The sequence below is a fragment of the Williamsia soli genome, assembly GCF_017377795.1.
In the GTDB taxonomy this organism is placed as follows: Bacteria; Actinomycetota; Actinomycetes; order Mycobacteriales; family Mycobacteriaceae; genus Williamsia; species Williamsia soli.
Genome location: NZ_JAFRDR010000018.1, coordinates 23,648 through 45,200, shown reverse-complemented (window position 1 = coordinate 45,200; position 21,553 = coordinate 23,648). Strand labels below are relative to the sequence as shown.

The window sequence follows — 21,553 nt, the reverse complement described above, 5'->3', positions numbered from 1 at the left end:
ACGCGCCCTGGGTCTTGTAGTACTCACCGTCGAAGTTGACCTCGTCGCCGGTCCACAGCTCGCGCATCAACCGGACCGCCTCCCGCAACCGCGCGAAGCGTTCTTTGAACTCGGGCCACTCGCCCTGGAATCCGGTCGCGTACTCGTTGAGGGCTTCGCCGGTGCCGACACCGAGCATGATCCGGCCCGGGTACATGCAGGCCATCGACGCGAACGCCTGCGCGATCACCGCAGGGTTGTAGCGGAAGGTCGGGGTCATCACCGAGGTGCCGATCTGCACCCGGTTGGTGCGCTCACCGACCGCGGCCATCCACGCCAACGAGAACGGGGCGTGCCCACCCTCATGCCGCCATGGCTGGAAATGATCGGACACCGCCACCGAATCCATACCGTGTTCCTCGGCCGCCACCGCGATCTCGACCAGCTCACGCGGGTTGAACTGCTCGGCCGAAGCCTTGTAACCCAACAACACTTCTCGTGACATCTCGAACTCCTGACTCTGCGGCAAGCTATTTGGTTGTGAACCCGGCGTCGACGGGCAGCGTGATGCCGGTGACGTATCGGCCCGATTCTTCGACCAGGTAGAGGACCGCGCGTGTCACGTCGATCGGATCGACCATATCTATCGGCATGGGATTGCCCATCGTCGCCGCGATCTCCGGATTGGCCTCCAGCCAGCCGGCCATCTCCGCGTGTAGGACCATGGGGGTGCGGACACCGGTGGGGTGAATGGTGTTGACCCGGATCGAATGCGGGGCCAACCAGGCTGCGAAGCTGTGCATGAGGCCTACGACGCCGTGCTTGCTCGCGGTGTAGCCCGTGGCTCCGCCCGAGCCGTCACCTCCACGACCGATGAGGCCCTGCGCCGAGCTGGTGATCACAACAGCTCCACCTTCCGCGCGATCGATCATCGCCGGGGCGATCGCGCTGACCGTGTTCCACACGCCGGTGAGGTTGGTTGTGATCGTGTCGATGAAGACGGCCTGTGCGTCGGGCTCTTCGGCGCGCTGAGGCGAGATGCCGGCGTTGGCGAGCACGATGTCCGGTACACCGAACATGCTCGCGCACGATCGTGCTGCTTCGTCCATGGCCTTCCGGTCACGCACGTCGACAATCTCCGTCGCAATTTTGCCTCCCACCGCTTCGACCTCGCTGACCGTGTGCGCCAAGTCCTCGGGGGTTCCCATCGCGTAGGGGACGGTCTCGATCTGGGCGCAGATGTCCACGCCGTAGATCGACGCCCCACGACGTGCGAGTTCAATTGCATGACAGCGGCCTTGGCCGCGGGCGGCACCGGTGATGAAGGCGACTTTGCCTTCGAGTGAGTTCATTGTTTCCTCCGGTTGGGGTGCTTCATCACTTGAGCAGGGTGGACAGTCGTTCGAGGGTTCTACTCGTGTCCGATGCAGACGCGGTCGGCAGCCAGAAGACGATGCGGTCGATTCCCATGTCTCGATATCGCTCAATGGCTCGCGGATGGGGGCACGAATTGAAGAGCGTCACCGTGGCAGGGGGACGACCGGCGTCACCGGACATCGTGCGGAGCCTGAGTATTCGCTCGTTGAGTTGGTCCTCGAACTCCTCGACCTCACCGGTCGGCCGGTCTTGGAACGTTCCGGTACCGCTCCGAAACGGGATCCAGCCGTCACCATAGGCGACGACCCGGTTCAGTACCCCGGGCCCGCCGCCGCCCACCAGAATCGGTGGCCGGGGCTGCTGTATCGGTTTCGGTTCTGACCACATGGGCCCGAAGTCGACGTGCTCGCCGTGGTATTCGGCAACGTCGTGAGTCCAGATCTGTGTCATGGCTTCGATTCGTTCTCGAAGAAGCGCATAGCGGTTCGTCTCGGTGGCGCCGTGGTTACCCATCTCGGCCAGGTCGGATCCGGCGCCGACGCCAAGAATGATCCTGCCGCCCGAGATCTGATCGAGCGTCGCGACCTGTTTGGCCAGAGCGATGGGTTCGCGCTGCACTACCAGGCATACCGCTGACCCGACTCTGATCGATGTCGTGGCGGTCACGGCAGCCGCCATTGCGATGAGTGGGTCCATCACGGTGCGGTAGTAGGCGGGGCTCGACCATTCCGCGTTGTTGGTCGGAACGGGGGTGTGCGTATGGTCGGGGAAGAATACCGACTCGAATCCGAGAGTTTCGGCTACAGAGGCGAACTCCGCCGGAGCCATCGACTCGGCGGAGGGAAACATCTGCACCCCGACCTCCATCGCGTCAGGCGTCCCAACGCTGCGGTCGCCGCAGGCCGACCGTCGGCATGGGCATCTTCAGATGGTGGGACATGTCTCCGAAAAGGTCGTTACCGACTGACCGAAATCGAAAACGCCAGGCGCCATCAACCTTTTCGAACTCGTCCAGGTAGTCGCCTGCGGTGACAGGTGCCAAACCCGTGCCAGACGGGTCCTGCACGACGAGGATGTATGAATGGGCTCGCGCACGGTCGGTGTCGAGCATGTCGATCATCACGTTGGTCGCTATGTGATGGGTCAGCGGGGTCCCGTTGTCGTAGATCCGCACGAAGCCCGACCACGTCTCTGCGACAGCATCGGCATCTGATTCTATGATGGTCTCGCCGTTGATCTGAATGATCGCATGGGCGAACAGTTCTCCCATCTTCGCGAAGTCCCCGGCGTCGAGATAGTAGGGATAGAGGTTGATCAACCTCTCGATGGCGTGGTGATCCTCGAACTTCACCGCAGCCCCCCGGTGGTGTCCTGTGAGGGTGACCGGTCACTGCTCCGAGCAGGAGACTGGATGTTGGTCGCCATGGTCCGCAGGCGTGACTTGTCGATCTTTCCGTTTGCGGTCACAGGCATCGCGTCGATGATCACCACGCGTCGGGGAACCTTGTAGTTGGAGAGGTTTTGTCGGGCCCACCGCGTGATGTCGGATTCGGTGGCTGCGTTGTCCTCAACAGTCACGAAAGCCAGAGGTACCTCGCCGAGACTTTCGTCAGGCACCCCGATGACTGCCGCTTGGCTCAAGGAGTGGTTGTGCATCAACAGATTTTCGATCTCCGCCGGGTAGGCGTTGAACCCGCCGACGATGAACATCTCTTTTGTGCGCCCCACCAGGCGAAGGTTGCCCATGTCGTCGAGTACTCCGACATCTCCGGTCCGGAGCCAACCATCTTTCGTGAATGCGTCCCGAGTCAGTTGTTCGGCATCCCAGTACTTCTGCATCACTCCATACCCGCGGATCTGAACCTCGCCACGATTGCCGGCAGGGACTGCCGCGCCGTCGGCCGTGAGAAGGCGGATCTCCATGCCGTCGACCGGTCTGCCTGCGGATCCGGCCACGACGTGGACCGGGTCTTCGGCACGCGTCATGGTGACAACAGAACCCTCGATCAGTCCGTAGGCGTTCGTGACCCGCTCGAAACCGAGTCTGTCGCGAAGGGAGAGCACGAGTTCTTCGGGGACCGACGCTGCGCCGATGACCGCCCAGCGCAGGGTAGAGGTGTCACGGTGGGCAAGTTCCGGGTGGGAAAGTATGCGGCTGAACAGGTTGGGAGGCCCGGCCAGAATGGTCAGCTTCTCTCGTTCGATCAAGTCGACCGTCGAATCAGGATCGAAGACCGCGATCGGGACAATCGTGGCTCCCCGCATGACACACGCGATGATCCCTGCGTTGATGCCGAATCCGTGGGCGAACGGGCTGACGACGGGCATCCGGTCACCGGCAGTCAACCCGCAGATGTCCGACCAGTGCCAATAGGCCTGCAAGATCTGTCCACCGCCCAGGACCACGCCTTTCGGCTCGCCGGTGGTTCCCGACGTCATCAAGATCTCGAAGATGTCATCCGAAGTCACTGCGAGCGCGACACTTTCGGATGCTTCGTCGCTCACCTGCGATGCCAACGCGAGAAAATCGTTCCACGTATGACCGCCGGGCCGGTCCATCGGGCCGGCAATGCAGATGGCCGTGTGCAGATCTGGGATCGCCGCGAACGGACGATCGGCAGAGTTGTGATCGGCTTCGGTGTCCAACATCTGGGAGTAGGAATGACCCAAGAAGTCATCTACCATCACCAGGGCTCTACAGTTCGTGCGCCGCAACACGTCTGCCGTTTCGATTCCTTTGGCCCGGGTGCTCAGAGGCACGATCACTGCGCCGCAGTCCCATATTCCAAAAGCCGCGACCACCCACTGCCAGCAGTTGGGTGCCCACACTCCGACCCTGTCTCCAGGCTCGATTCCTCGGAGTTGCAGACTCTGCGCAAAGCGCTTCGCCTGCACGTGGAGTTCGGCGTAGGAGATGGTGACGCCGGCGTCGGACACCGCAATCGAGCGTGAATGGTGCCTGGCCTGATCGCGGAGCATGCGGGGTAGCGAAACCCAGGGGACGGTGTCGGGCATATAGGGCCTCTCAGTTGAGCAATCGCTTGGTCAAACAATAACGTCAGAACGAGGCGACAAACAAGACTTCCAGAAAATCAACGACGTGCAGCCGGTCGGGTGTGCCGCGTCGACCGTGGTGAGCGGGTCGTCAGGGTGCAGAAACGCGCGCGGTGCCTATCCGGAGAATAGCGGCCTATTCGAATTGGCAATCGCGGAGGGGTCTTCGAGTCCACGCATCATCAACTCGAGGTATTGATCGGCAAGTTCATCGGCGGTCAGGCGGCCGCTGGGGGTGAACCATCGGACGGCCACCCAGAGCGAATCGCGGATGAAGCGGTAAGTGATGGGTGTGTCCACGTCCCGCCGGAACACGCCGGATTTCTTACCGTCCTCGATCACGGTGGTCCACATCTCCCGAACCTCCGCCTCGGCGTCGGCAACATAGGAGAACCGGGGGAACTGCGTCAGATAGTTCCGTTCGTTCTGCACCACCGTGATCGCGGCTCGATGGTCGCCGAGTGAATGAAATGCGGCCCGCACCAGTTCTCGAAGGGTGTCGCGTGGCGAGGCGCCGTCGGCGATGATCTTGCGGTAGGCGGCGAGCAGGCTCGTGAAGTACTCCGACAAGATGACGTCGACGATTGCTTCTTTGGAGTCGAAGTGGTGGTAGAGACTGCCGGACAGTACGCCGGCGGCATCACCGATCTGCCGGACGGTCGTGGAGCGAAACCCCTGCTCTGCGAACAGGTCGGCGGCGATCTCCAGCATCCCCTGGCGGCGCTCCGACATGCTGTCGCCGTTGACCGACTTGCGCCCACGGCGCGGCAATACCGGGGTCGCCGGTTCAGGGGTCTTCTTTGACGATGCCACACGTCGATTATGCACTATTGAAGCAAGCGTTAGGTTGTTACCGGTGTCGCTCTCCGCCACGTCAGTACAGTCGGCGGGCCGTCAGAGTCGGTGTTCTCGATGAACTCCGCGACAACGGATAGCTCAGCCGCGAGATCGGAACCCGCGGGGTCCTCTGCCCATCCGCCCGGGATCATCAGGTTCTCACCGTGATCGAGCCGAACCAGTACTACTGTATAGGGCGCTTCCAGCCCAGGAATGAACGAGCGGTGGCTCACCGTCCAGCCGATGACGCGCCCTTGCCCGCTTGTCTGCACCCAGTGCCAGCTGAAGGATCCGCATCCGTTGCACATCGCACGTGGCGCCCAGCGCGGCACACCGCAGTTGTCGCACTGCTGCACCAGTAGTTCGCCGCGACCCAGGGCCTCCCACCACTCGCGGCTGTCCCGGTCCCCGAACGCGGTCGTCATCGCGCCGCCCTCAGGATTGCGGCTGACGTGACCCCGGAGACATAGCCGGGCTGGCCGGTACAGAGCGCTGTCTGTGCGCCCTCGACCTGGAGGCCGGCGGCGCGGCCACGGAGTTGGTCAACCGCTTCGGCGACGTGATTGAGGCCGTGCGCGTATCCCTCGGACAGGTGACCGCCGTGGGTGTTCACCGGAATGCTCCCACCGACTGCTGTGGCTCCCGACGAGACGAACTCGGCTGCTTCGCCCCTACGGGCGAGCCCGTAGTCCTCCAGCTGCATCAAGACCAGAGGCGTGAATGCGTCATACAACTCGGCGACGTCGATCTCGTCGGCACTGACACCGGCCGCGCTGTAGAGCCGCGGTGCCATCTCGGCGGCGGCGCTTGTCGAGTAGTCGGTCCGAGAGCCGGAGAAGAGGCTGTGTCCGCCGCCGGTGGTAACCCCGCTGATGAGCACCGGTGGGTGGCGTAAGTCGACGGCGCGTTCCGCTGAGGTGACGACCACCGCAACCCCGGCGTCGGTCTCGAGGCAGCAGTCGAAGAGCCGAAGGGGCTCACTGATGAAACGAGATCCCAGGTAGGTGTCCATGTCGAGCGGTTCGCGCATCATCGCTCGCGGATTGTGTTCGGCATGCCCCCGCTGGGTGATGGCGACGCGACCGAGGTCCTCGGCGACAGCCCCGGAGCGGGACATGTAGGCACTTGCGACAATCGCGTACTGCTGCGGGGGTGCGATGAGACCGTAGGGGACCTGGTATTGGAACTCGACCAGTGTCGGCGCCGATCGTCCCGTGCCGCCCATGCGGAACTCCGATCTGGCATTGAGTGAACGCCAGCAGACGACGGTCTCCGCCTGACCCGTCGCGATCGCCATCGCGGCGGCTCCCAGCGTGGCGACCGACATGCTGCCGCCGCCGGTGATGTCTAGCAGAAAGTGTGGGTCGTCGACACCGAGACTGTGTGCGACTGCCGCAGCGGGAACCGAATCACCCACGGAATGCGTGACGAGTCCGTCGACATCGCGGAGAGTCAGTCCGGCGTCGGCGACAGCTGCCGCAATGGCCTGCAGCGCAAGGCTCAAGGTGCTCACACCCGAGTTCTTGCTGAACGCGGTTCTTCCTACCCCGACAACCGCAGTTCGATCCCGCATCGGGGACGTGGCGGGCGGGGTTGATGGTCGGCTCACTGTGCCTCTTTCCCGCGAGAGCTTCTAATTTGAGCAATCGCTTGCTACATTGACGTTAGGACGGCCGGACGCCACTGTCAAAGCCTTTCGTCGAGGGTCAGCCCTCGTGAACGTGGCGGCCGTGCCAGAACCGAACAGCATTTTCATGCGAAAGGACTCAGACGTGGCTCGTGGCATCTACCTCATGGAAGAGGTCTACTTCCATCCGATGAACTCGACCAACCCGCGCGAATACCTGCAATGGCTGGTCAACTACAAGAAGGAAGACGAGAAGCGGGGAAGTGGGGAAGCGGAACTCACGCAGGGCCTTTCGGTACGTTCTCGAGCTATAGATCTGGTCGGGGCGTTCTACGCGATCGGAATCACCGGACACGAACAGTTCAAGGCGGTGACCCTGTGGGATTGCCATGGTGGCTGGGATGGCGGCTGGCGCCAGCAACTGGAGATCTACGAGGGTGTCAAACCGCAACTGTTCCTGTCGGCGATCGACGATCTGCGGCACAAGGCATTCTCCCGGCCGATGGGTGCGGTCAACGGCACCCCGGATCTACAACAGCTACGCGCCGACGAATACACCTCGCCTTTCTTCCTGCACGAGGTCGCCACGGTGCGTCCAGGTGCGGCCCTGGACTACTTGGCTGCGGTTCGCGAGGAGCGAGCACCCATTCTCGCCGACCACGGGCACAAGCTCGTCGGCCTGTACGAGGTACTCCTGAGTGACTCCGAGGTGGTGACGTTCTGGGGCGTCGACCTCGATTCACATCTCGAGACGCAGCGGGCCTTCGACGGTGCCCTCGGTCTCGACGCCGAGGCTAAGGCTGATCAGCGGCTGGTCGATTGGCGCAAAACCGCCCGTCAGTATCTCGAAGGACCCTGGCGGGAAACGCTTCTCGCTCCTTTCCCAGGATCGGTACTGGCCCCGCGCTGAGTGGTGGTGGCGAACCTGAACGAACCGAACCCGGAGGACTGACATGCGCTACGTACTCGGCTTACCCACCGATCAGGTCGAGCGGCAGGCGGAGTTCCTGACCGCCGACGCGGTCGCCGAGGTCGCGCAGGCCGCTGAAGAGAACGGGTTCGATGCCGTCTCGGTGACGGACCACCCTTTCCCGCAGGACAAGTGGCTGGCGCACGGTGGCCATCAAGCATTGGATCCGATGGTGGCGTTGTCCTTCGCGGCGGCTCGCACCACAACCGTGAAGCTGCTGACGAACGTGTTCGTGCTGCCGTATCGAAACCCGTTCCTGACCGCGAGGGCGGTGGCGAGCCTCGATGTGCTCTCGGGTGGACGAGTCATCTTCGGGACGGCGGTGGGTTACCTCCGGTCGGAGTTCGCAGCGCTGGGAATGTCGTACGAAGACCGAGGCGAACGGACCGACGAAGCGCTGCGGCTCATCAAAGAGGCGTGGAGTGGGGGATCGGTCGACCTGACCACCACGTCGCTCCAGGTTCACGGTCACACGATGCGTCCTGCACCGGCCCAGAGACCGCATCCGCCGATTTGGTTCGGTGGCAACAGCAAACGCGCGATGCGCCGTGTGGTGGAGTTCGGCCAAGGCTGGATGCCCATGCCGCAACCGGCAGCTGCGTCAAAACTCACCCGCACTCCCGCCCTGGAATCGATGGACGACCTGGCGGGCCGAATCGAGTTCCTACGCGGCATCGCGGGTGATGCGCAGAAGCCGACACCGGACGTGTGTTTCGTCCCGTTCGGGATGCGGATGACCGAATCCCCAACCGTGGCCGATTTCGACACGTTGGGATCGCAGATCGATTCCTACGCCGATGTCGGGGTCGACTGGCTATCCGTGCCGTTCTCGGGGGACGACAGAGATTCCCTCATTCGGTCGATCGAAGAGTTCGGAAAACGAGTAATCAATGGCTAGGCGACGCAACGAGCCGTCGGCTGTCGAAAGGTGAGAGATATGAGCGATTCTCTAGATCAACGGCCGATGAAGTTTTCGGCTTTCCTACTGTTCCATCGACCCGATCGCAGCAACACGATCAAAGAGGTCTACGACTACAACATCCGGGTTGCGGACCTGCTCGAAGAACTCGGCTTCGACGGAGTGTGGGTCTCGGAGCACCACTTCCGGGACTACGGAACCGTACCCAGCATTTTCACGATGCTTGGCTACCTCGCTGCACGCACCGAGAACCTCAGGCTGGGAACCGGCGTCGTGGTGTTGCCACTGCACAATCCGGTCCACGTCGCCGAACAGGCCGCACAACTCGATGTGATGTCGAACGGGCGACTCGAGCTGGGTATCGGACGCGGCTACCAGAGCATCGAATTCGACGGATACGCAATGGATCTGTCCGAGGCGCGCGACCGGTTCGATGAAGGACTGGACGTGATCACCGGGCTGTTCACCAACGACACCTACCAGCACGAGGGCAAGTACTACAGGACCGGCGATGCCGCCCTGTCTCCCCGTCCGCTCCAGAAGCCTTACCCTCCGCTCCACGTAGCTGCGGTCAGCCCGGAAACCGTGGAGAGATATGCGAAGCGCGGATTGCCGATCCTCGCCGACCCGGCAGCCCCATTCAAGAAGATCAAGGGTGCAGCCGAGACGTGGCACCGCATCGCGGGCGAGGCCGGTCACAACACGGCCGAGGCTGATCTCGTCGTCTCCCGATCGGTCTGGTTGGCGCCGACCGTCGAACAGGCAAAGGCAGACCAGGACCACTTCGAGGCGGCTTTCGATCGGTCCCGCATCTTCAACGAGAAGAGTGCACCGATTGACTCCAAGACCGGCGCCGTGGCAAAGGGCTTCGAGTTCTGGGAAGGCCGTTACCTCAAGGGCGGCGAGGTCGGCAACGACTTCCGATGGGATCAACTCGAGGTCATCGGTGACCCCAAACGAGTCATCGGACAGGTCGCGATGCTTCAAGAGTTCGGCTACAACCACCTCATGTGCGATTTCGGCAGCACTCGGCACATTCCGTTCGACGAGATGTCGAAGGCGATCACGTTCTTCGCCAAAGAAGTCATGCCGGCCTTCCGGTGACCGTCCCCAGTGTGTGAGGAAGGACTGCCCGTGCACACGTCATTGTCACTACCCGATGTCGTCGACGAGAACCGTCGCGGCCGGGCGGGCGCGCTCGCCCTGGTCGACGGAGACCGCCGTTTCACGTATGACGAGTTCGGGGGCCGTACCGAGCGCCTCGCCCGCGCTCTGGGCCATCGAGGCGTGACTGCCGGAGACCGAATTCTGTGGCTGGGCGCGAACTCTCATCGGGTCCTGGAACTGTTGGTCGCCGCAGGCCGGATAGGGGCGGTGCTCTGCCCGATCAACTGGCGCCAGAGTCCCGATGAGATCTCGTTCGTGCTCGACGATCTGGAACCTCGCGTTGTGATCTTTGATCCGGCACTGTTCGACGGCCGGAAGGTGCCCGGCTCGGAGTGGATAGCAAGCCGGAGCGGGGCAGACGACGAGTACGAGTTGCTACTCGAGAGTGGGACCAACGGGCTGCTTCCTGATTTCGTAACCGGAGAACAACCAGTGCTCCTGCTGTATACGGCTGCCTTCCAGGGCCGCCCGAACGGCGCCCTGCTGTCGCATCGCGCCTTGGTATCGCACGCGATGTCTCTCGGGGTGCAACGGCGGGTCGACGACAACTTCGTCTTCTTGAATAGTGGACCTTTGTTCCACATCGGTACGGTGATGTTTGCCTGCGCTGCGATGGTCTTCGGCGGGACCAACGTGATGATGGCCCAGTTCGATGCCGAGTCTGCCTGCAGACTCATCGATACTGAGAAGTGCACTGGTGCAATGCTCTTTGGGCTCATGATCGAACAGATGGTGGCGGTGAACCAGGACCGTCGGTTCGACCTCTCCAGCCTACGGTTCAGTCCCGTCGGTAGTGAGTGGGATCAGATGATCACTCCTGATGACAGCCCCTGGGGCCTGTCCAACGCGGGATATGGTCAGACCGAGGTCGGGGGGATGCTGACCTTCCACGCACTCGGATCGGGTGGGATCGGAACACACGGCCGATCAAGCCCGCTGTGTCAGATCCGCATCCTGGATGACGACGGTGTGGAGGTACCTGCCGGACAGACGGGGGAGATGGTCGCCCGAGGCGCGCACCTCTTCGACGGATACTTCAACCGACCCCAGTTGAACAGTGAGCGATTTCGAGATGGTTGGTACCACACCAACGATCTCGGCCGACGGGAAGCGGACGGCACCATCACGTTCATCGGTCCGAAGGCACGGATGATCAAGTCCGGGGGAGAGAACATTTACCCAGCCGACGTCGAGCGCGTGCTGACAGGACATCCGGCAGTTCTCGACGCAGCGGTGATCGGAGTGCCTGATTCTCGATGGGGGCAGTCGGTTGTGGCCGTGGTGGTGGCCGACAAAGACGCTGTAGTCGATGAGGCCGGCGTCATCGATCACGTTCGATCCCATGCTGCGTCGTACAAGAAACCTCGCTCGGTGATCTTCGTCGAGGCAATTCCGAAGCTAGGTTATGCCGCCGACTACGACCTGCTCGACGAGCAATACGGCGGTGGCGGCTACCCGGGATCGGGCGCCGCGGTGACCACCGCAGAAGCCCAAAGGAGGCAAGCATGACCACGAACCCGTACGCCAACTTCGGCTACTCGGTGCTCACCGCCCAGCGAGATCGCGGTCCGGACCGTATCGCTCTGGTCCATGGCACCGTAAGCATCTCGTACAAAGATCTCGACGACGATGTCAATCGCGTGGCGAACGCCCTTCTCGCGGCCGGCATCAAACCCGGCGCGCGAGTGGCAACGCTACTGAGCTCGACGCTGTCGGTCGCCAAGATTTATCTGGCGCAGAACAAGATCGGAAGCGTCTTGTGCGCGCTCAACCCGTACTGGGACGAGCCGACCCTCCAGGCGATTGTGGCAGAGATCGAGGCCACCGCCTTTGTCTACGACTCCGAGTTCGATGCCGTGGTCGACCGCCTCCGACCGCACTTTCCGTTGATCGAGCAGTGGGTCAGAACCGGGGCGGCGGCAGAGGCGGTCGAATCCGCTACCGATCTGGACGGGCTCACGGCCAAGGCGTCGGTCGATGCACCGCACCTAGGGGCCTCCGGATCCGACCCGCTGGCACTCTTTTTCACGTCGGGGAGTACCGGGCTGCCCAAGGCGGTCATCTACACGCATGCCTCCGGACTCGCGGTGGCCCGCGATCTATGGGTCGACGTTCCCACCGGACAGGACGGATCGTTGGGGACGGGTCCGATCATCTGGGGTGTGGGCTTCATCGCGGTGGCGGCGCCCGCTCTGGCTGCCGGACTCCGACTCGTCCTCGAGGAGAACTTCGGCCCAGAGCAGTTTCTCGAAACAGTTCCCAGAGAGAAGATCACGCACATCAGCGTCACGCCGAGTTTCTTCGGTGAGCTACTTTCCGACGATCGGCACCGCGGCATCGACCTCACGTCGTTGCGGGTTGCCATGCTCGGAGGCGAACCCCTCCTACCGGCACTGCAGGAGCGCATCCACGAACGACTGCCGCAGCTCGACCTGTACGGATACTACGGACAGACGGAAGCGCCTTACAGCGTGATCGGGCGCGCCGGTGACGACGACGTCGCCGGCGGTGCTGTCGGTCGTGCCCGATTCGGCGGCGCGGTACGAGTGGTGGACGGCGGTGGGCAGCCGGTTGTCGACCAGGTCGGTGAGATCCAGATCCGCGGACCCCATGTGACGGTGGGTTATGCGAACCGGCCAGAAGCGACCGAGCAGGCACTGGTCGATGGCTGGTTCATCGGTGGTGACGTCGGTTCGATCGACCAGAAGGGCCGGGTGACGGTTCTGGGCCGTCGGGCCGATGCCATCGAGCGCGACGGCGCGATGACCTTGCCCACGCAGATCGAGGATGTGGCATCGAGAGTCCCGGGGGTACTCGAGGCCGGTGCGGTGGGTATCGGCGATGACACCGGTCGGACGCACATCCTGCTGGTCATCTCGATCCGAGGCGACCAGGAGGCTGTCATCGCCCATGTGGAACGACGCCTTGACGAATCTCTGCCAGGGGCTGCCCGGCCGGATCGCATTGTGGTCGCGGACTCGTTGCCACACGCAGTCGACGGCTCGGGTGGTCGAGGAAAGCTGTTGCGGCGAAAACTGATCGAAGACTATTCCAACGTCTTCGCTGCCACGTCCGGGCGACGGTGACGGGTATGGGATCACTGTCGGGTCAGGTTGTGATCGTGACCGGTGGGGCCCGAGGACAAGGGCGTTCGCACGCCCAGGCCGCGGCGGAAAGGGGTGCCGATGTGGTGCTCGTGGACCGCTGCTCCGACAACCCTGCCATCAGATATCCACTCGGGACAAAAGACGACCTCGCGTACACCGAAGGCCTTGTTCGGGCGACCGGTTCCCGAGCATTGTCGGTCGTGTGTGATGTCTCGGATTTCGCGCAGACGGAAGCGATGGTCGATGAAGTGGTCGCCACGTTCGGCCGTGTCGACGTTCTGGTGGCAAACGCAGGAGTGCATGGCGGCGGCTCGATTCAGGACGCCGACATCGATGTCTGGGACGAGGTCATCGGAAGCAACCTGTCCGGTGTATTTCACTGCCTCCGCGCGGTCAGTCCACACATGATCGCCCAGAACTACGGCAGAATCGTTGTAACAGCCAGCAACCAGGGCCGTGTTCCCGTGCCGGGGTCGGTGGCTTACGTGGCATCGAAGTGGGGTGTCATCGGTCTTGTGAAAGCAGCGGCGTTGGATCTCGCCCAGTTCGGGGTGACGGTGAATGCCGTGGCTCCCGGCAACACCTCGACACCGATGGTGCACAACGCCGGTCTGTATCGCGCCCTGCGCCCGGATCTGACCGACCCGCAATGGTCCGACGTGGAGTCGTTGTTACTCGAGCACCACGTGCAACCGGTGGCGCTCCTGGAGCCGGAAGAGATCACGGCCGCCGTGATGTTCCTGATCGGACCAGACACTCCACACATCACCGGCAGCGTCCTGGACGTCAACGCGGGGACCTCGGCGCGATCCTCGGCGTGAGTTTCCGCATCACCGAAAGGCCCTTCATGGCAACGAACATCACGGACCACCTGCAGTTGATAGACGGCCGGGGTTGCCCGGCTATCGATAACGAATGGATCGACAGCATCGACCCGTCGACCGGTCGGACCTGGGCCAGGATTCCGGCTGGTGGTGCCTCTGACATCGATGTCGCGGTCCGCGCCGCCGCACGGGCACTGCCCGCATGGCGCGAGACGGCACCGGCCCAGCGAGCCGCGCACCTGCGGAGCTGGGCACGATTGGTCCGCGACAACCTCGACACCCTGTGGCGTCTGGACGCCGCTGACAACGGCCGTCCCAGACGCGAGGCAGAACCGGCCATCGCCGGAGCCGCGATGCAGATGGAGTATGTCGCCGGTCTCGCGGAGACGATCACGGGAACCACCGTGTCGGTGTCACCTACGGCGTCGACCTACACGGTGCGTGAACCATACGGAGTCGTCGGCCTGATCATCCCGTGGAACGCACCCCTGGCGATGTTCCTGGCCAAGGCCACAGCAGCACTGGCGGCCGGAAACACGCTGGTGGTCAAGCCACCTGAGATAGCCTCGGTCTCGGTTCTGGCCGCCGCTGAACTCGTAGCAAAAGCAGGTATCCCGGCAGGTGTCGTCAACATCGTCACCGGGGAGGGGGCGAGCGCCGGCGACGCGCTGGCACGGCATGATGGCGTCCGAATGATCAGCTTCACCGGCTCAACCCAAACCGGTCGGCGAATCACGGAGGCCTCGACAGGGAACCTCAAAGCCCTGTCGCTGGAGTTGGGCGGGAAGTCACCCAACATCGTCTTCGCCGACGCAGACATCGATGCAGCCGTTGCCGGTGTCACCGCAGGTATCTTCACAGCCAGTGCCGGTCAAGCATGTATCGCTGGATCACGAATCTTGATACAGGACAGCATATTCGAGGAATTCATCGAAGAGGTTCGACTCCGTGCCTCGCAGATGACCCTCGGGAGCCCCCCTGATGCCGGGACCGACATGGGTCCGGTGGTCTCGCGAGTGCAGTTCGACAAGATCAGGGGATACATCGAGAGTGCACAGGCGGACGGGGCCAAGCTTGCCTTCGGGGGACGGTCAGGCCCTGAGTTGTTCTCGCGCAATAAGGATTTGGCCAGTGGTTACTACATTGAGCCAACCCTTCTGACCACCGACGATCCAGGTCTGCAGATCTGCCGTGAGGAGGTCTTCGGTCCAGTCGCCGTTGCACTCCGCTTCTCGGACGAGGCAGAAGCACTGGACATCGCCAACGGCAGCACCTTCGGATTGGCCGCCGGTGTCTGGACTCAGAATCTTCCTCGGGCGCAGCGGATGATCACAGGACTCGATGCGGGCACGGTGTGGGTGAACACCTACCGGCGCTTGCACTGGGCACTGCCTTTCGGAGGTCACAAGGAAAGCGGTATCGGAACGTCGAACGGACCGCAGACCCTGGACGAATGGCTCGAACGAAAGAGCGTCTGGATCGAGTACGGCTGAACGCCGTCGGGTGAGTGATCTCGGATCACTTTGTCATTCACAAACATTCGCGATCTTCCGGTCGGACGCGCATGAATTGACTTTCTCTGTGACGCGCACTACCTTCGGCTTTATCAACCAAGCAAGCGCTTGGTTTAGGAAGGGACTAGGTGGATACCTTCGTCGCCTTGGCCTTCAGTGCGACTGCCTACGGTGCAGTCCTCGCGCTCGCGGCCCTGGGCTTTCTCGTTCTGTACAAAGCCACCGGCGTGGTCAATTTCGCGCACGGTGATCTCATCACTCTCGGCGGATACGTCGCTCTGTGGTTCTTGGTGGACGTCGGCATGAACACTGTGCTCGGCTACTTGGCCGCCGTCGTCGTCATGTTCGCGATAGGTGTGCTGCTCGAGCGACTGGCATACGCGCCGCTGCGCCGGAGGCCGCATCTGACGGTGCTCATCGCGACACTCGCCGCAGCGCTGGTCATTCGGGCCATCATCTCCCTGTGGCAAGGTAGTACGCCGCAGCGGCTTCCGTCGCCGGTAGATGGTTCTGTGATCGAGGTCTTCGGTGCTTCCATCTCGGGGCAGCGGATCCTCATCATCGCGGTGAGTGCGGTATGTGTCGGAGCCGTGGTCTGGTTGTTTGGTTACACCAGCTTTGGTCGACAATTGCGAGCGCTGGCGAGTGATCGTGAAACCGCCGAGCTCTACGCCATCCGAACCGGCCGCATCAGTGTTGTAGCTTGGGGAATGTCGGCCGCGCTCGCCGCGCTGGCCGGAATCCTGGTCGCACCCTTGTCGAGCCTCGACCTGAACTTCGGATTCTCGATAATGCTGGCCGCCTTTGCGGCGGCGGTACTGGGGGGTTTCGGCAATCTGTGGGGTGTCGTCCTCGGGTCGATGGCGATCGGAGCCATCCAGTATCTGCTGGGCGGCTACATATTCCAGGACTACGCGGTGATACTTCCGTACATAGCGATGCTTGCCGTCCTCGCACTGCGGCCGCAGGGGCTGTTGGGCAAATCCGAGGTGCGACTGTGATCTTCAAGAACCGCTCTCACGAGGGCATACGGCTCTACGAACGCGGACACTACATCACTCTCGGCGTAGTCCTGCTGCTCGTCGCGGTGGTATCTCAGCTGGTCAGCACAGGGAGCTCCGTCAACCTACTGAATCTGTGGGTCGTCTACTCGATCGCCGCACTCGGCTTTTACTGGATCTTCGCGCTCGGTGGGAGATTCGCATTCTCGCAGACGTTCATGATGGCCCTTGGAGGTTACGGCACCGCCTATCTCGACGATCGAGGGTTGCCCTTCGTCCTGTGTGTTCTCGGCGGAGTCGGACTGACCGTGTCTATGGCGGTGGTGATCGGATCTGTTCTCTGGCGAACCGAGCACTTCTACTTCGCGCTGGGGACTCTGGCCGTCGCCGAGATCGGCACGGTGGTGTTCGGTAGGACATCTACGTTCACCGGGGTGAACGGGAACATCACCGGTGTCAGCTATCCGATGGTGTTCGGCCAGGAACTGCGGACCGACGGTGAGGTGTTCTGGCTGTTGGGGACAGTTCTTGCGGCTGTCCTTCTGCTGTCCATCTGGATTCGTCGATCTCCGCTGTCTCGTCAGCTCAACGCGGTTCGGGAAATTCCTACGGTATCCCGCTCGGTCGGTGTCTCGGTCGATTCGCTACGAATGAAGATGTTCGTACTCGGTTCCGCTGTCGGTGGTCTCGCCGGCGCACTCATCACACACTGGCAAGGCTTCATCGGAGTCGATTCCTTCGGGCTGGATCTCGGGATCGGTCTTTTTCTCATTGTCCTTCTCGGCGGTTTGGCGTCGCACTGGGGCGTGCTCATCGGCGCAGCGTTCTATGTGGCCGTGCCCGAACTACTGTCGGGTCTGGAGCAGTACATGTCCGTCATCTACGGTGCGCTTCTTCTCGTCGTCATTCTGGTGTTCCCGGGTGGGCTGATCGGCGTGATCGACAAGGTGCGGACCCTCGGGTATCGACCTGTCGCGAGGACTCGCGAGGACATCGCATGACCGCCCAGTCGGACGGCGGCGCCGAAACCGTGCTGACCGCTGCAGACATCTCGGTTCGCTTCGGTGGGGTGCGGGCACTGAATGGCGTGTCCTTCGCCTTGCAGCGAGGAGCGATCGTCGGCCTGGTGGGTCCCAACGGAAGCGGCAAGACAACACTTCTCAACGCGTTGGGTGGCGTCGTGCCGGCCCGCGGGCAGATCAGCATCGTCGGCAAGGCGATGTCAACCGGTCGCCCGGGACCAATGCGTCGCGCCGGACTCGCCCGTGTCTATCAAGCTCCGCAGCTGTCCCGTGAGTTGTCGTGTCTCGACAACGTCATGCTTGGCGACGTCGATACTCAGGCCCGGGGGCTTGTGGGCGCCTGGTTGTGGCGTCCTGCGATGTGGAAGAGCGAGCGCCGTCGATTGAAGAATGCCCAGATCGCGCTCGGGCGCGTGGGTTTGGACGAAGCAAGTACCCGGCCGACCGGCGACCTCACCTACGGTGAGCAGCGTATGTGCGAACTTGCACGCGCCATCGTCGGTGCTCCAGGGGTTCTCATGCTCGACGAACCCAGCGCAGGGCTCAATGACGCCGAGACGATATCGCTGGCTGCGCTGTTGAAAGAGCTTCGTTCTGAGGGTGTGACACTCATGGTCGTCGACCACAAGATCGATTTCATCGATGCCTTGTGCGATCGCATTCTGGTGCTCGAATCGGGTCGGCTGATTGCCGATGGCTCCCCGTCACAGGTCTGGTCCGACGCTCGCGTGATAGATGCCTACTTGGGGGTGGCCCGCGATGCTTGAGGTCAACGGACTTCACGTCCGGTATACGGCGACGCATGCGGTGAAGGGCGTCTCTTTCGAGGTTTCCGAAAACGAGGTCGTGTGCCTACTCGGGCCCAACGGTGCTGGAAAGACATCGATTCTGCGTTCGATCTCTCAGCTGGCCTATTGCGACGGAACCATCCGGTATGACGGCGACGACGTTGCCGGCATCGGAACCCCGGAACTGGGACGACGAGGTCTGATCCATGTACCCGAAGGGCGACATGTCTTTCCGACCCTGACGGTGCATGAGAACCTACGAATCGGCGAGATCGCGCGCGCAGGCCGCGCCGCGAAATACTCACTCGACGACGTGTACGACCTGTTTCCGAAGCTGACAGAGATGCGTAAACGTCGGGGCTTCGCGTTGTCGGGCGGCGAGCAACAGATGGTCGCGCTGGGCCGGGCCCTGATTGCGGCTCCGAGGTTGTTGATGCTCGACGAACCGTCGCTTGGCCTGGCGCCGGCGGTTGTCTCGGCGGTGTATAAGGCCCTCGCCGAGGTGGCCACGGAAACGCCGATCTTGTTGGTGGAGCAGAACACCACCGACGCGTTGTCCCTTTCGCATCGAGGTTACGTCCTGGCGGAAGGACACATCGTCATGTCGGGCGACTGCACCGACTTGTCCGATCGGTCGTCCATCATGGCCAGCTACTTGGGTCAATCCGATGTCGAGAACAGCTAGCGATTCTGAGGAGATAGAGACAATGTCTACACGAGTAATCAGTGGTCGGGGACGAGTTCGTGTCCTGGCCGCCGCCGTCACCGGCCTGGCTCTGGTCATGACAGCCTGTTCCGCTGAGTCCGAGCCTTCCGATGAGGACGGAGCCTCGATCGTCGGGCTGATCGAGGTGAAGGGTGACTCCAACAACGCGCTGAATGACTACAACAATGGCGCCGAGATGGCTATTGCAAAGGTCAACGAAGACGGTGGCGTCCTGGGGAAGCCCCTGGAATACCAGCGTATTCCCGCCTCGGTCACAGATCCGCAGGCTGCACGTACCGCTTTTCTCAAGGCGGCAGACGAGAACCCCAGCGCGATCATCGGGTTTCCGGGTGGGGGTTCGCTCGAGGCGCTGACCCGCGATGTGGACTCCGCCGCAATTCCGATGATCCACGTCAGCAGCGACGGAAAGCTCGCACGTGGGGCCGAGGCGGGCAGTGAGTGGCTGTTCTCGATCAACCCTGACGACAATGCGCGCGCGACCAATGCGGTCGCGTTGGCGCAGAGTCTTGGGGCGAAGCGAATCGGGATCATCGCGACGGACGAGACCTTCGGTCGGGTGTCCACCGAGAACTCCATGAAGGCGATCGAGGAGGCCGGCTTGCAGACGGGCACGGTCCGATATGTCGCGCCGACGGTCACCGATCTCACCGGGACCGTCCTCGATCTTCGGGATTCCGATGTGATCCTGTCATGGACGTTCCCGAATGTTCTTGCTCTGCAAATGAATCAGATGAGGCAGAACGGCATCGACACACCGGTGATCGGCGGGAACTCGGCGCCGCTGGTCGCGGCCAACAATTTGGTCGAGGGCCCGGCGATACAACCGTTGAACGGCGTCGTGCCCTGTGCTCCCGCGTTGGGCGAGAGCGAGGCCGGTCGTCAGTTCGCTGCCGACTACCAGGCGAAGTACGGGTCGATTCCGACCCCGTCGGCGACTCAGGTCTACGATTCCGTTCGGTTTCTCGCTGCAGCTATCGAGGATGCCGGCACGGCCTCCGACCACGAGAAGGTGGCATCGAGCATGCGGTCCATCGAATGGGAGGACGGAGCGTGTGCACCCGTATATCACTCGGATGGAGCGCAATTCCTGGGCCACCAGATGGTCGCCCAATCGTTTGCCGGCGAGGGCTCCATCAAAGACACCTTCACGATCGCACCGCGCGACGAGGGATGAGGGTGCTCCCCAGCGCTGGGTGACCCAACGCCCGAGGGCATCACCCCGGCCCGACGACGAGCAGCTGCTCGCAGGCCGGTGGCTTCGCCCTGGTCGGCTACGCTGGGTCGAACCGATCGATGGGTAGGCAATGGCAACCGAAGCACGCGGAAATATGCGTGATCAGCAGAAAGAGCTGACGCGGCAGCGGCTGAAGGAGGCTGCGTTGCAGTGCTTCGTCGAGCTCGGGTATCAGTCGACGTCTGTTTCGGACATCACGTCCGCTGCCGGTGCGACGCGCGCGACGTTCTATCGGCATTACAAGTCGAAAGCGGAGCTGGTGGAGGCGTGCCTCGACGAGCTCGATGAGACGTATCGAGAATCGTTTGCCGAGTTGAGTGGTCTGCTGGCGGATCCAGATCAGGAGAGCTTGCGGACCTGGCTTTCTGATGCCTTCGCTATGTGGCGCAAAACGCGAGACGTTTCGGTGATCGTGGGCGAGGCGGCGTCTGCCGAACGCGATATCGAACTACGCCGGCAACGAAGTTTCGAGTTCGAGACCAATCGCATCGCCGACGCGTTGACCCGTGGGCCCGGCCGGCCCCCCGAGCAGGCAATGCTTCTCGCGGAACTACTTTTCACCCAGCTCAGGGGCACATTCGAGGTGTGGGCGCGGAGGGATTCGGACCTTGATCTCGATCAGGCCGCCGGTGTCATGGCTGCGATGTGGTGGGCCGCGTTGTCCGCCACAACCGATCTCGTGAGACACACTGCCTCTTGACGAGACTCTGTGATCGCGGTTACATGGTGGTACCCGCAGTGATGGAGGAAGCCAATGCCCGTTTCGTCAGCGCTCTTGATGTCGGATACACCTCGGCCGGAGTCAACTGAGATCTCACAGGTCTCGCAGGTTCGGCTGGTTCCCTCCGCGCTACAGATCAGTCGACGACGTTCGATCGGCGACGTCGGGCTGGCAGTTCACGTGTTCTCCGCCCTCGGTGACCGGATGTCCTCGGCGCATGCGTTGGTGGACGCCGTGTATTCGCCCTTTACGGGATCGGTGGGGTCTGGCTTCGAGCGTGGTGACGGAGGTGTTGTCGTTGCATTCCAATCCGGCACCTCGCCATCTTCCGTCGGCGAACTGGGCCAGGTCATCGACTACGTGGCCTCGGTCGACGTGATACGTAGTGCTGCGGTGGGTTTGATGGTCGTCGGCGAGACGTCAGCAATAAATCTTGCGGACCTGGCCGTCATGAGGCGGCTGGTGCACGAGCGTGGTGGGTATGTCGTCGGTAGCGGCATCGCCATCGGGAGACGTCAGGCCTCGGTCTGCGAGTCGGATTCAGGTTCGTCGTTCGATGACGTGACGCTGGTTTCCGAAGTCGGACTGCTTGCGCGTCGAGTCGTCACCCTCGCGGGTGCGGGTCGATCACTGCGCCAGAAGTAACAGGGGCGGTTCCCGATCTGTGCGGAACCAACTTATGAGC

The 21,553-nt window shown here is 62.5% G+C and carries 22 protein-coding genes; 14 read left to right on the top strand and 8 right to left on the bottom strand.

The window, feature by feature from the left end; all coding sequences use genetic code 11:
- The 8 genes from J3S28_RS27995 to J3S28_RS27960 form a co-directional block, all read right to left on the bottom strand.
- Positions 1–484 (bottom strand): LLM class flavin-dependent oxidoreductase (locus J3S28_RS27995; RefSeq protein WP_207844564.1); only part of this gene is annotated, 484 nt, incomplete at its 3' end.
- Positions 485–509: 25 nt separating this feature from the next.
- Positions 510–1,331, bottom strand: a complete 822-nt coding sequence (locus J3S28_RS27990) for a mycofactocin-coupled SDR family oxidoreductase (protein ID WP_207844562.1) — start codon at positions 1,329–1,331, stop codon at positions 510–512.
- Positions 1,332–1,356: 25 nt separating this feature from the next.
- Positions 1,357–2,205, bottom strand: a complete 849-nt coding sequence (locus J3S28_RS27985) for a TIGR03619 family F420-dependent LLM class oxidoreductase (protein ID WP_237342237.1) — start codon at positions 2,203–2,205, stop codon at positions 1,357–1,359.
- 22 nt (positions 2,206–2,227) lie between these two features.
- Positions 2,228–2,707 carry a nuclear transport factor 2 family protein gene (locus J3S28_RS27980; RefSeq protein WP_207844558.1) on the bottom strand — a complete coding sequence of 160 codons (480 nt, stop codon included), beginning with the start codon at positions 2,705–2,707 and terminating at the stop codon, positions 2,228–2,230.
- A complete protein-coding gene (locus tag J3S28_RS27975) occupies positions 2,704–4,371 on the bottom strand; it encodes an AMP-binding protein (RefSeq protein ID WP_207844556.1) in 1,668 nt (555 codons plus the stop codon). Before J3S28_RS27975 ends, J3S28_RS27980 begins: the two co-directional genes overlap by 4 nt.
- A 156-nt stretch (positions 4,372–4,527) precedes the next feature.
- Positions 4,528–5,223: a TetR/AcrR family transcriptional regulator gene (locus tag J3S28_RS27970; protein WP_307797486.1), complete on the bottom strand. Its 696-nt coding sequence runs from the start codon at positions 5,221–5,223 to the stop codon at positions 4,528–4,530.
- 29 nt (positions 5,224–5,252) lie between these two features.
- Positions 5,253–5,672, bottom strand: a complete 420-nt coding sequence (locus J3S28_RS27965; protein WP_207844554.1) for a Zn-ribbon domain-containing OB-fold protein — start codon at positions 5,670–5,672, stop codon at positions 5,253–5,255.
- Entirely contained in the window at positions 5,669–6,760 is a 1,092-nt protein-coding gene (locus tag J3S28_RS27960) for a thiolase C-terminal domain-containing protein (RefSeq protein ID WP_307797484.1), read from the bottom strand. The genes J3S28_RS27965 and J3S28_RS27960 overlap by 4 nt, the downstream gene beginning before the upstream one ends.
- Before the next feature lie 259 nt (positions 6,761–7,019).
- Between J3S28_RS27960 and J3S28_RS27955 the strand changes: the two genes are divergently transcribed.
- The 14 genes from J3S28_RS27955 to J3S28_RS27890 all read left to right on the top strand — a co-directional run bounded on the left by J3S28_RS27955 (position 7,020) and on the right by J3S28_RS27890 (position 21,513).
- A complete protein-coding gene (locus tag J3S28_RS27955; protein ID WP_207844552.1) occupies positions 7,020–7,784 on the top strand; it encodes a hypothetical protein in 765 nt (254 codons plus the stop codon).
- 43 nt (positions 7,785–7,827) lie between these two features.
- Positions 7,828–8,742 carry an LLM class F420-dependent oxidoreductase gene (locus tag J3S28_RS27950; RefSeq protein WP_207844550.1) on the top strand — a complete coding sequence of 305 codons (915 nt, stop codon included), beginning with the start codon at positions 7,828–7,830 and terminating at the stop codon, positions 8,740–8,742.
- 39 nt (positions 8,743–8,781) lie between these two features.
- Positions 8,782–9,867 carry an LLM class flavin-dependent oxidoreductase gene (locus J3S28_RS27945; RefSeq protein ID WP_207844548.1) on the top strand — a complete coding sequence of 362 codons (1,086 nt, stop codon included), beginning with the start codon at positions 8,782–8,784 and terminating at the stop codon, positions 9,865–9,867.
- A 30-nt stretch (positions 9,868–9,897) separates the two neighbouring features.
- Entirely contained in the window at positions 9,898–11,439 is a 1,542-nt protein-coding gene (locus J3S28_RS27940) for an AMP-binding protein (protein ID WP_207844546.1), read from the top strand.
- Entirely contained in the window at positions 11,436–13,016 is a 1,581-nt protein-coding gene (locus J3S28_RS27935; RefSeq protein WP_207844544.1) for a class I adenylate-forming enzyme family protein, read from the top strand. The genes J3S28_RS27940 and J3S28_RS27935 overlap by 4 nt, the downstream gene beginning before the upstream one ends.
- A gap of 5 nt (positions 13,017–13,021) precedes the next feature.
- Positions 13,022–13,858 (top strand): mycofactocin-coupled SDR family oxidoreductase, encoded by an 837-nt coding sequence (locus tag J3S28_RS27930; protein ID WP_207844542.1) that lies wholly within the window; start codon positions 13,022–13,024, stop codon positions 13,856–13,858.
- A gap of 26 nt (positions 13,859–13,884) precedes the next feature.
- Positions 13,885–15,354 (top strand): aldehyde dehydrogenase family protein, encoded by a 1,470-nt coding sequence (locus tag J3S28_RS27925; protein WP_207844540.1) that lies wholly within the window; start codon positions 13,885–13,887, stop codon positions 15,352–15,354.
- 149 nt (positions 15,355–15,503) lie between these two features.
- Positions 15,504–16,376: a branched-chain amino acid ABC transporter permease gene (locus tag J3S28_RS27920; RefSeq protein ID WP_207844538.1), complete on the top strand. Its 873-nt coding sequence runs from the start codon at positions 15,504–15,506 to the stop codon at positions 16,374–16,376.
- Positions 16,373–17,377, top strand: coding sequence for a branched-chain amino acid ABC transporter permease (locus J3S28_RS27915; protein WP_207844535.1), 1,005 nt, complete (start codon positions 16,373–16,375; stop codon positions 17,375–17,377). The genes J3S28_RS27920 and J3S28_RS27915 overlap by 4 nt, the downstream gene beginning before the upstream one ends.
- A complete protein-coding gene (locus J3S28_RS27910) occupies positions 17,374–18,165 on the top strand; it encodes an ABC transporter ATP-binding protein (protein WP_207844533.1) in 792 nt (263 codons plus the stop codon). The genes J3S28_RS27915 and J3S28_RS27910 overlap by 4 nt, the downstream gene beginning before the upstream one ends.
- The gene (locus J3S28_RS27905; protein ID WP_207844531.1) at positions 18,158–18,871 is read left to right on the top strand and encodes an ABC transporter ATP-binding protein; all 714 of its coding nucleotides are present in this window, start codon (positions 18,158–18,160) and stop codon (positions 18,869–18,871) included. Before J3S28_RS27910 ends, J3S28_RS27905 begins: the two co-directional genes overlap by 8 nt.
- A 22-nt stretch (positions 18,872–18,893) precedes the next feature.
- Entirely contained in the window at positions 18,894–20,087 is a 1,194-nt protein-coding gene (locus J3S28_RS27900; RefSeq protein ID WP_207844529.1) for an ABC transporter substrate-binding protein, read from the top strand.
- Positions 20,088–20,217: 130 nt separating this feature from the next.
- On the top strand, positions 20,218–20,847 hold the full coding sequence (locus J3S28_RS27895; protein WP_207844528.1) for a TetR/AcrR family transcriptional regulator: 630 nt from the start codon (positions 20,218–20,220) through the stop codon (positions 20,845–20,847).
- 54 nt (positions 20,848–20,901) lie between these two features.
- A complete protein-coding gene (locus J3S28_RS27890) occupies positions 20,902–21,513 on the top strand; it encodes a hypothetical protein (protein ID WP_207844526.1) in 612 nt (203 codons plus the stop codon).
- Positions 21,514–21,553 lie beyond the last annotated feature (40 nt).

What these genes read in the sequence shown, in the direction of transcription:
- J3S28_RS27990 (WP_207844562.1), bottom strand. Translation starts at nt 1,331, where the DNA reads ATGAACTCACTCGAAGGCAAAGTCGCCTTCATCACCGGTGCCGCCCGC.
- J3S28_RS27985 (WP_237342237.1), bottom strand. Translation starts at nt 2,205, where the DNA reads ATGTTTCCCTCCGCCGAGTCGATGGCTCCGGCGGAGTTCGCCTCTGTA.
- J3S28_RS27975 (WP_207844556.1), bottom strand. Translation starts at nt 4,371, where the DNA reads ATGCCCGACACCGTCCCCTGGGTTTCGCTACCCCGCATGCTCCGCGAT.
- J3S28_RS27965 (WP_207844554.1), bottom strand. Translation starts at nt 5,672, where the DNA reads ATGACGACCGCGTTCGGGGACCGGGACAGCCGCGAGTGGTGGGAGGCC.
- J3S28_RS27950 (WP_207844550.1), top strand. Translation starts at nt 7,828, where the DNA reads ATGCGCTACGTACTCGGCTTACCCACCGATCAGGTCGAGCGGCAGGCG.
- J3S28_RS27945 (WP_207844548.1), top strand. Translation starts at nt 8,782, where the DNA reads ATGAGCGATTCTCTAGATCAACGGCCGATGAAGTTTTCGGCTTTCCTA.
- J3S28_RS27935 (WP_207844544.1), top strand. Translation starts at nt 11,436, where the DNA reads ATGACCACGAACCCGTACGCCAACTTCGGCTACTCGGTGCTCACCGCC.
- J3S28_RS27930 (WP_207844542.1), top strand. Translation starts at nt 13,022, where the DNA reads ATGGGATCACTGTCGGGTCAGGTTGTGATCGTGACCGGTGGGGCCCGA.
- J3S28_RS27925 (WP_207844540.1), top strand. Translation starts at nt 13,885, where the DNA reads ATGGCAACGAACATCACGGACCACCTGCAGTTGATAGACGGCCGGGGT.
- J3S28_RS27910 (WP_207844533.1), top strand. Translation starts at nt 17,374, where the DNA reads ATGACCGCCCAGTCGGACGGCGGCGCCGAAACCGTGCTGACCGCTGCA.
- J3S28_RS27905 (WP_207844531.1), top strand. Translation starts at nt 18,158, where the DNA reads ATGCTTGAGGTCAACGGACTTCACGTCCGGTATACGGCGACGCATGCG.
- J3S28_RS27900 (WP_207844529.1), top strand. Translation starts at nt 18,894, where the DNA reads ATGTCTACACGAGTAATCAGTGGTCGGGGACGAGTTCGTGTCCTGGCC.
- J3S28_RS27895 (WP_207844528.1), top strand. Translation starts at nt 20,218, where the DNA reads ATGGCAACCGAAGCACGCGGAAATATGCGTGATCAGCAGAAAGAGCTG.
- J3S28_RS27890 (WP_207844526.1), top strand. Translation starts at nt 20,902, where the DNA reads ATGCCCGTTTCGTCAGCGCTCTTGATGTCGGATACACCTCGGCCGGAG.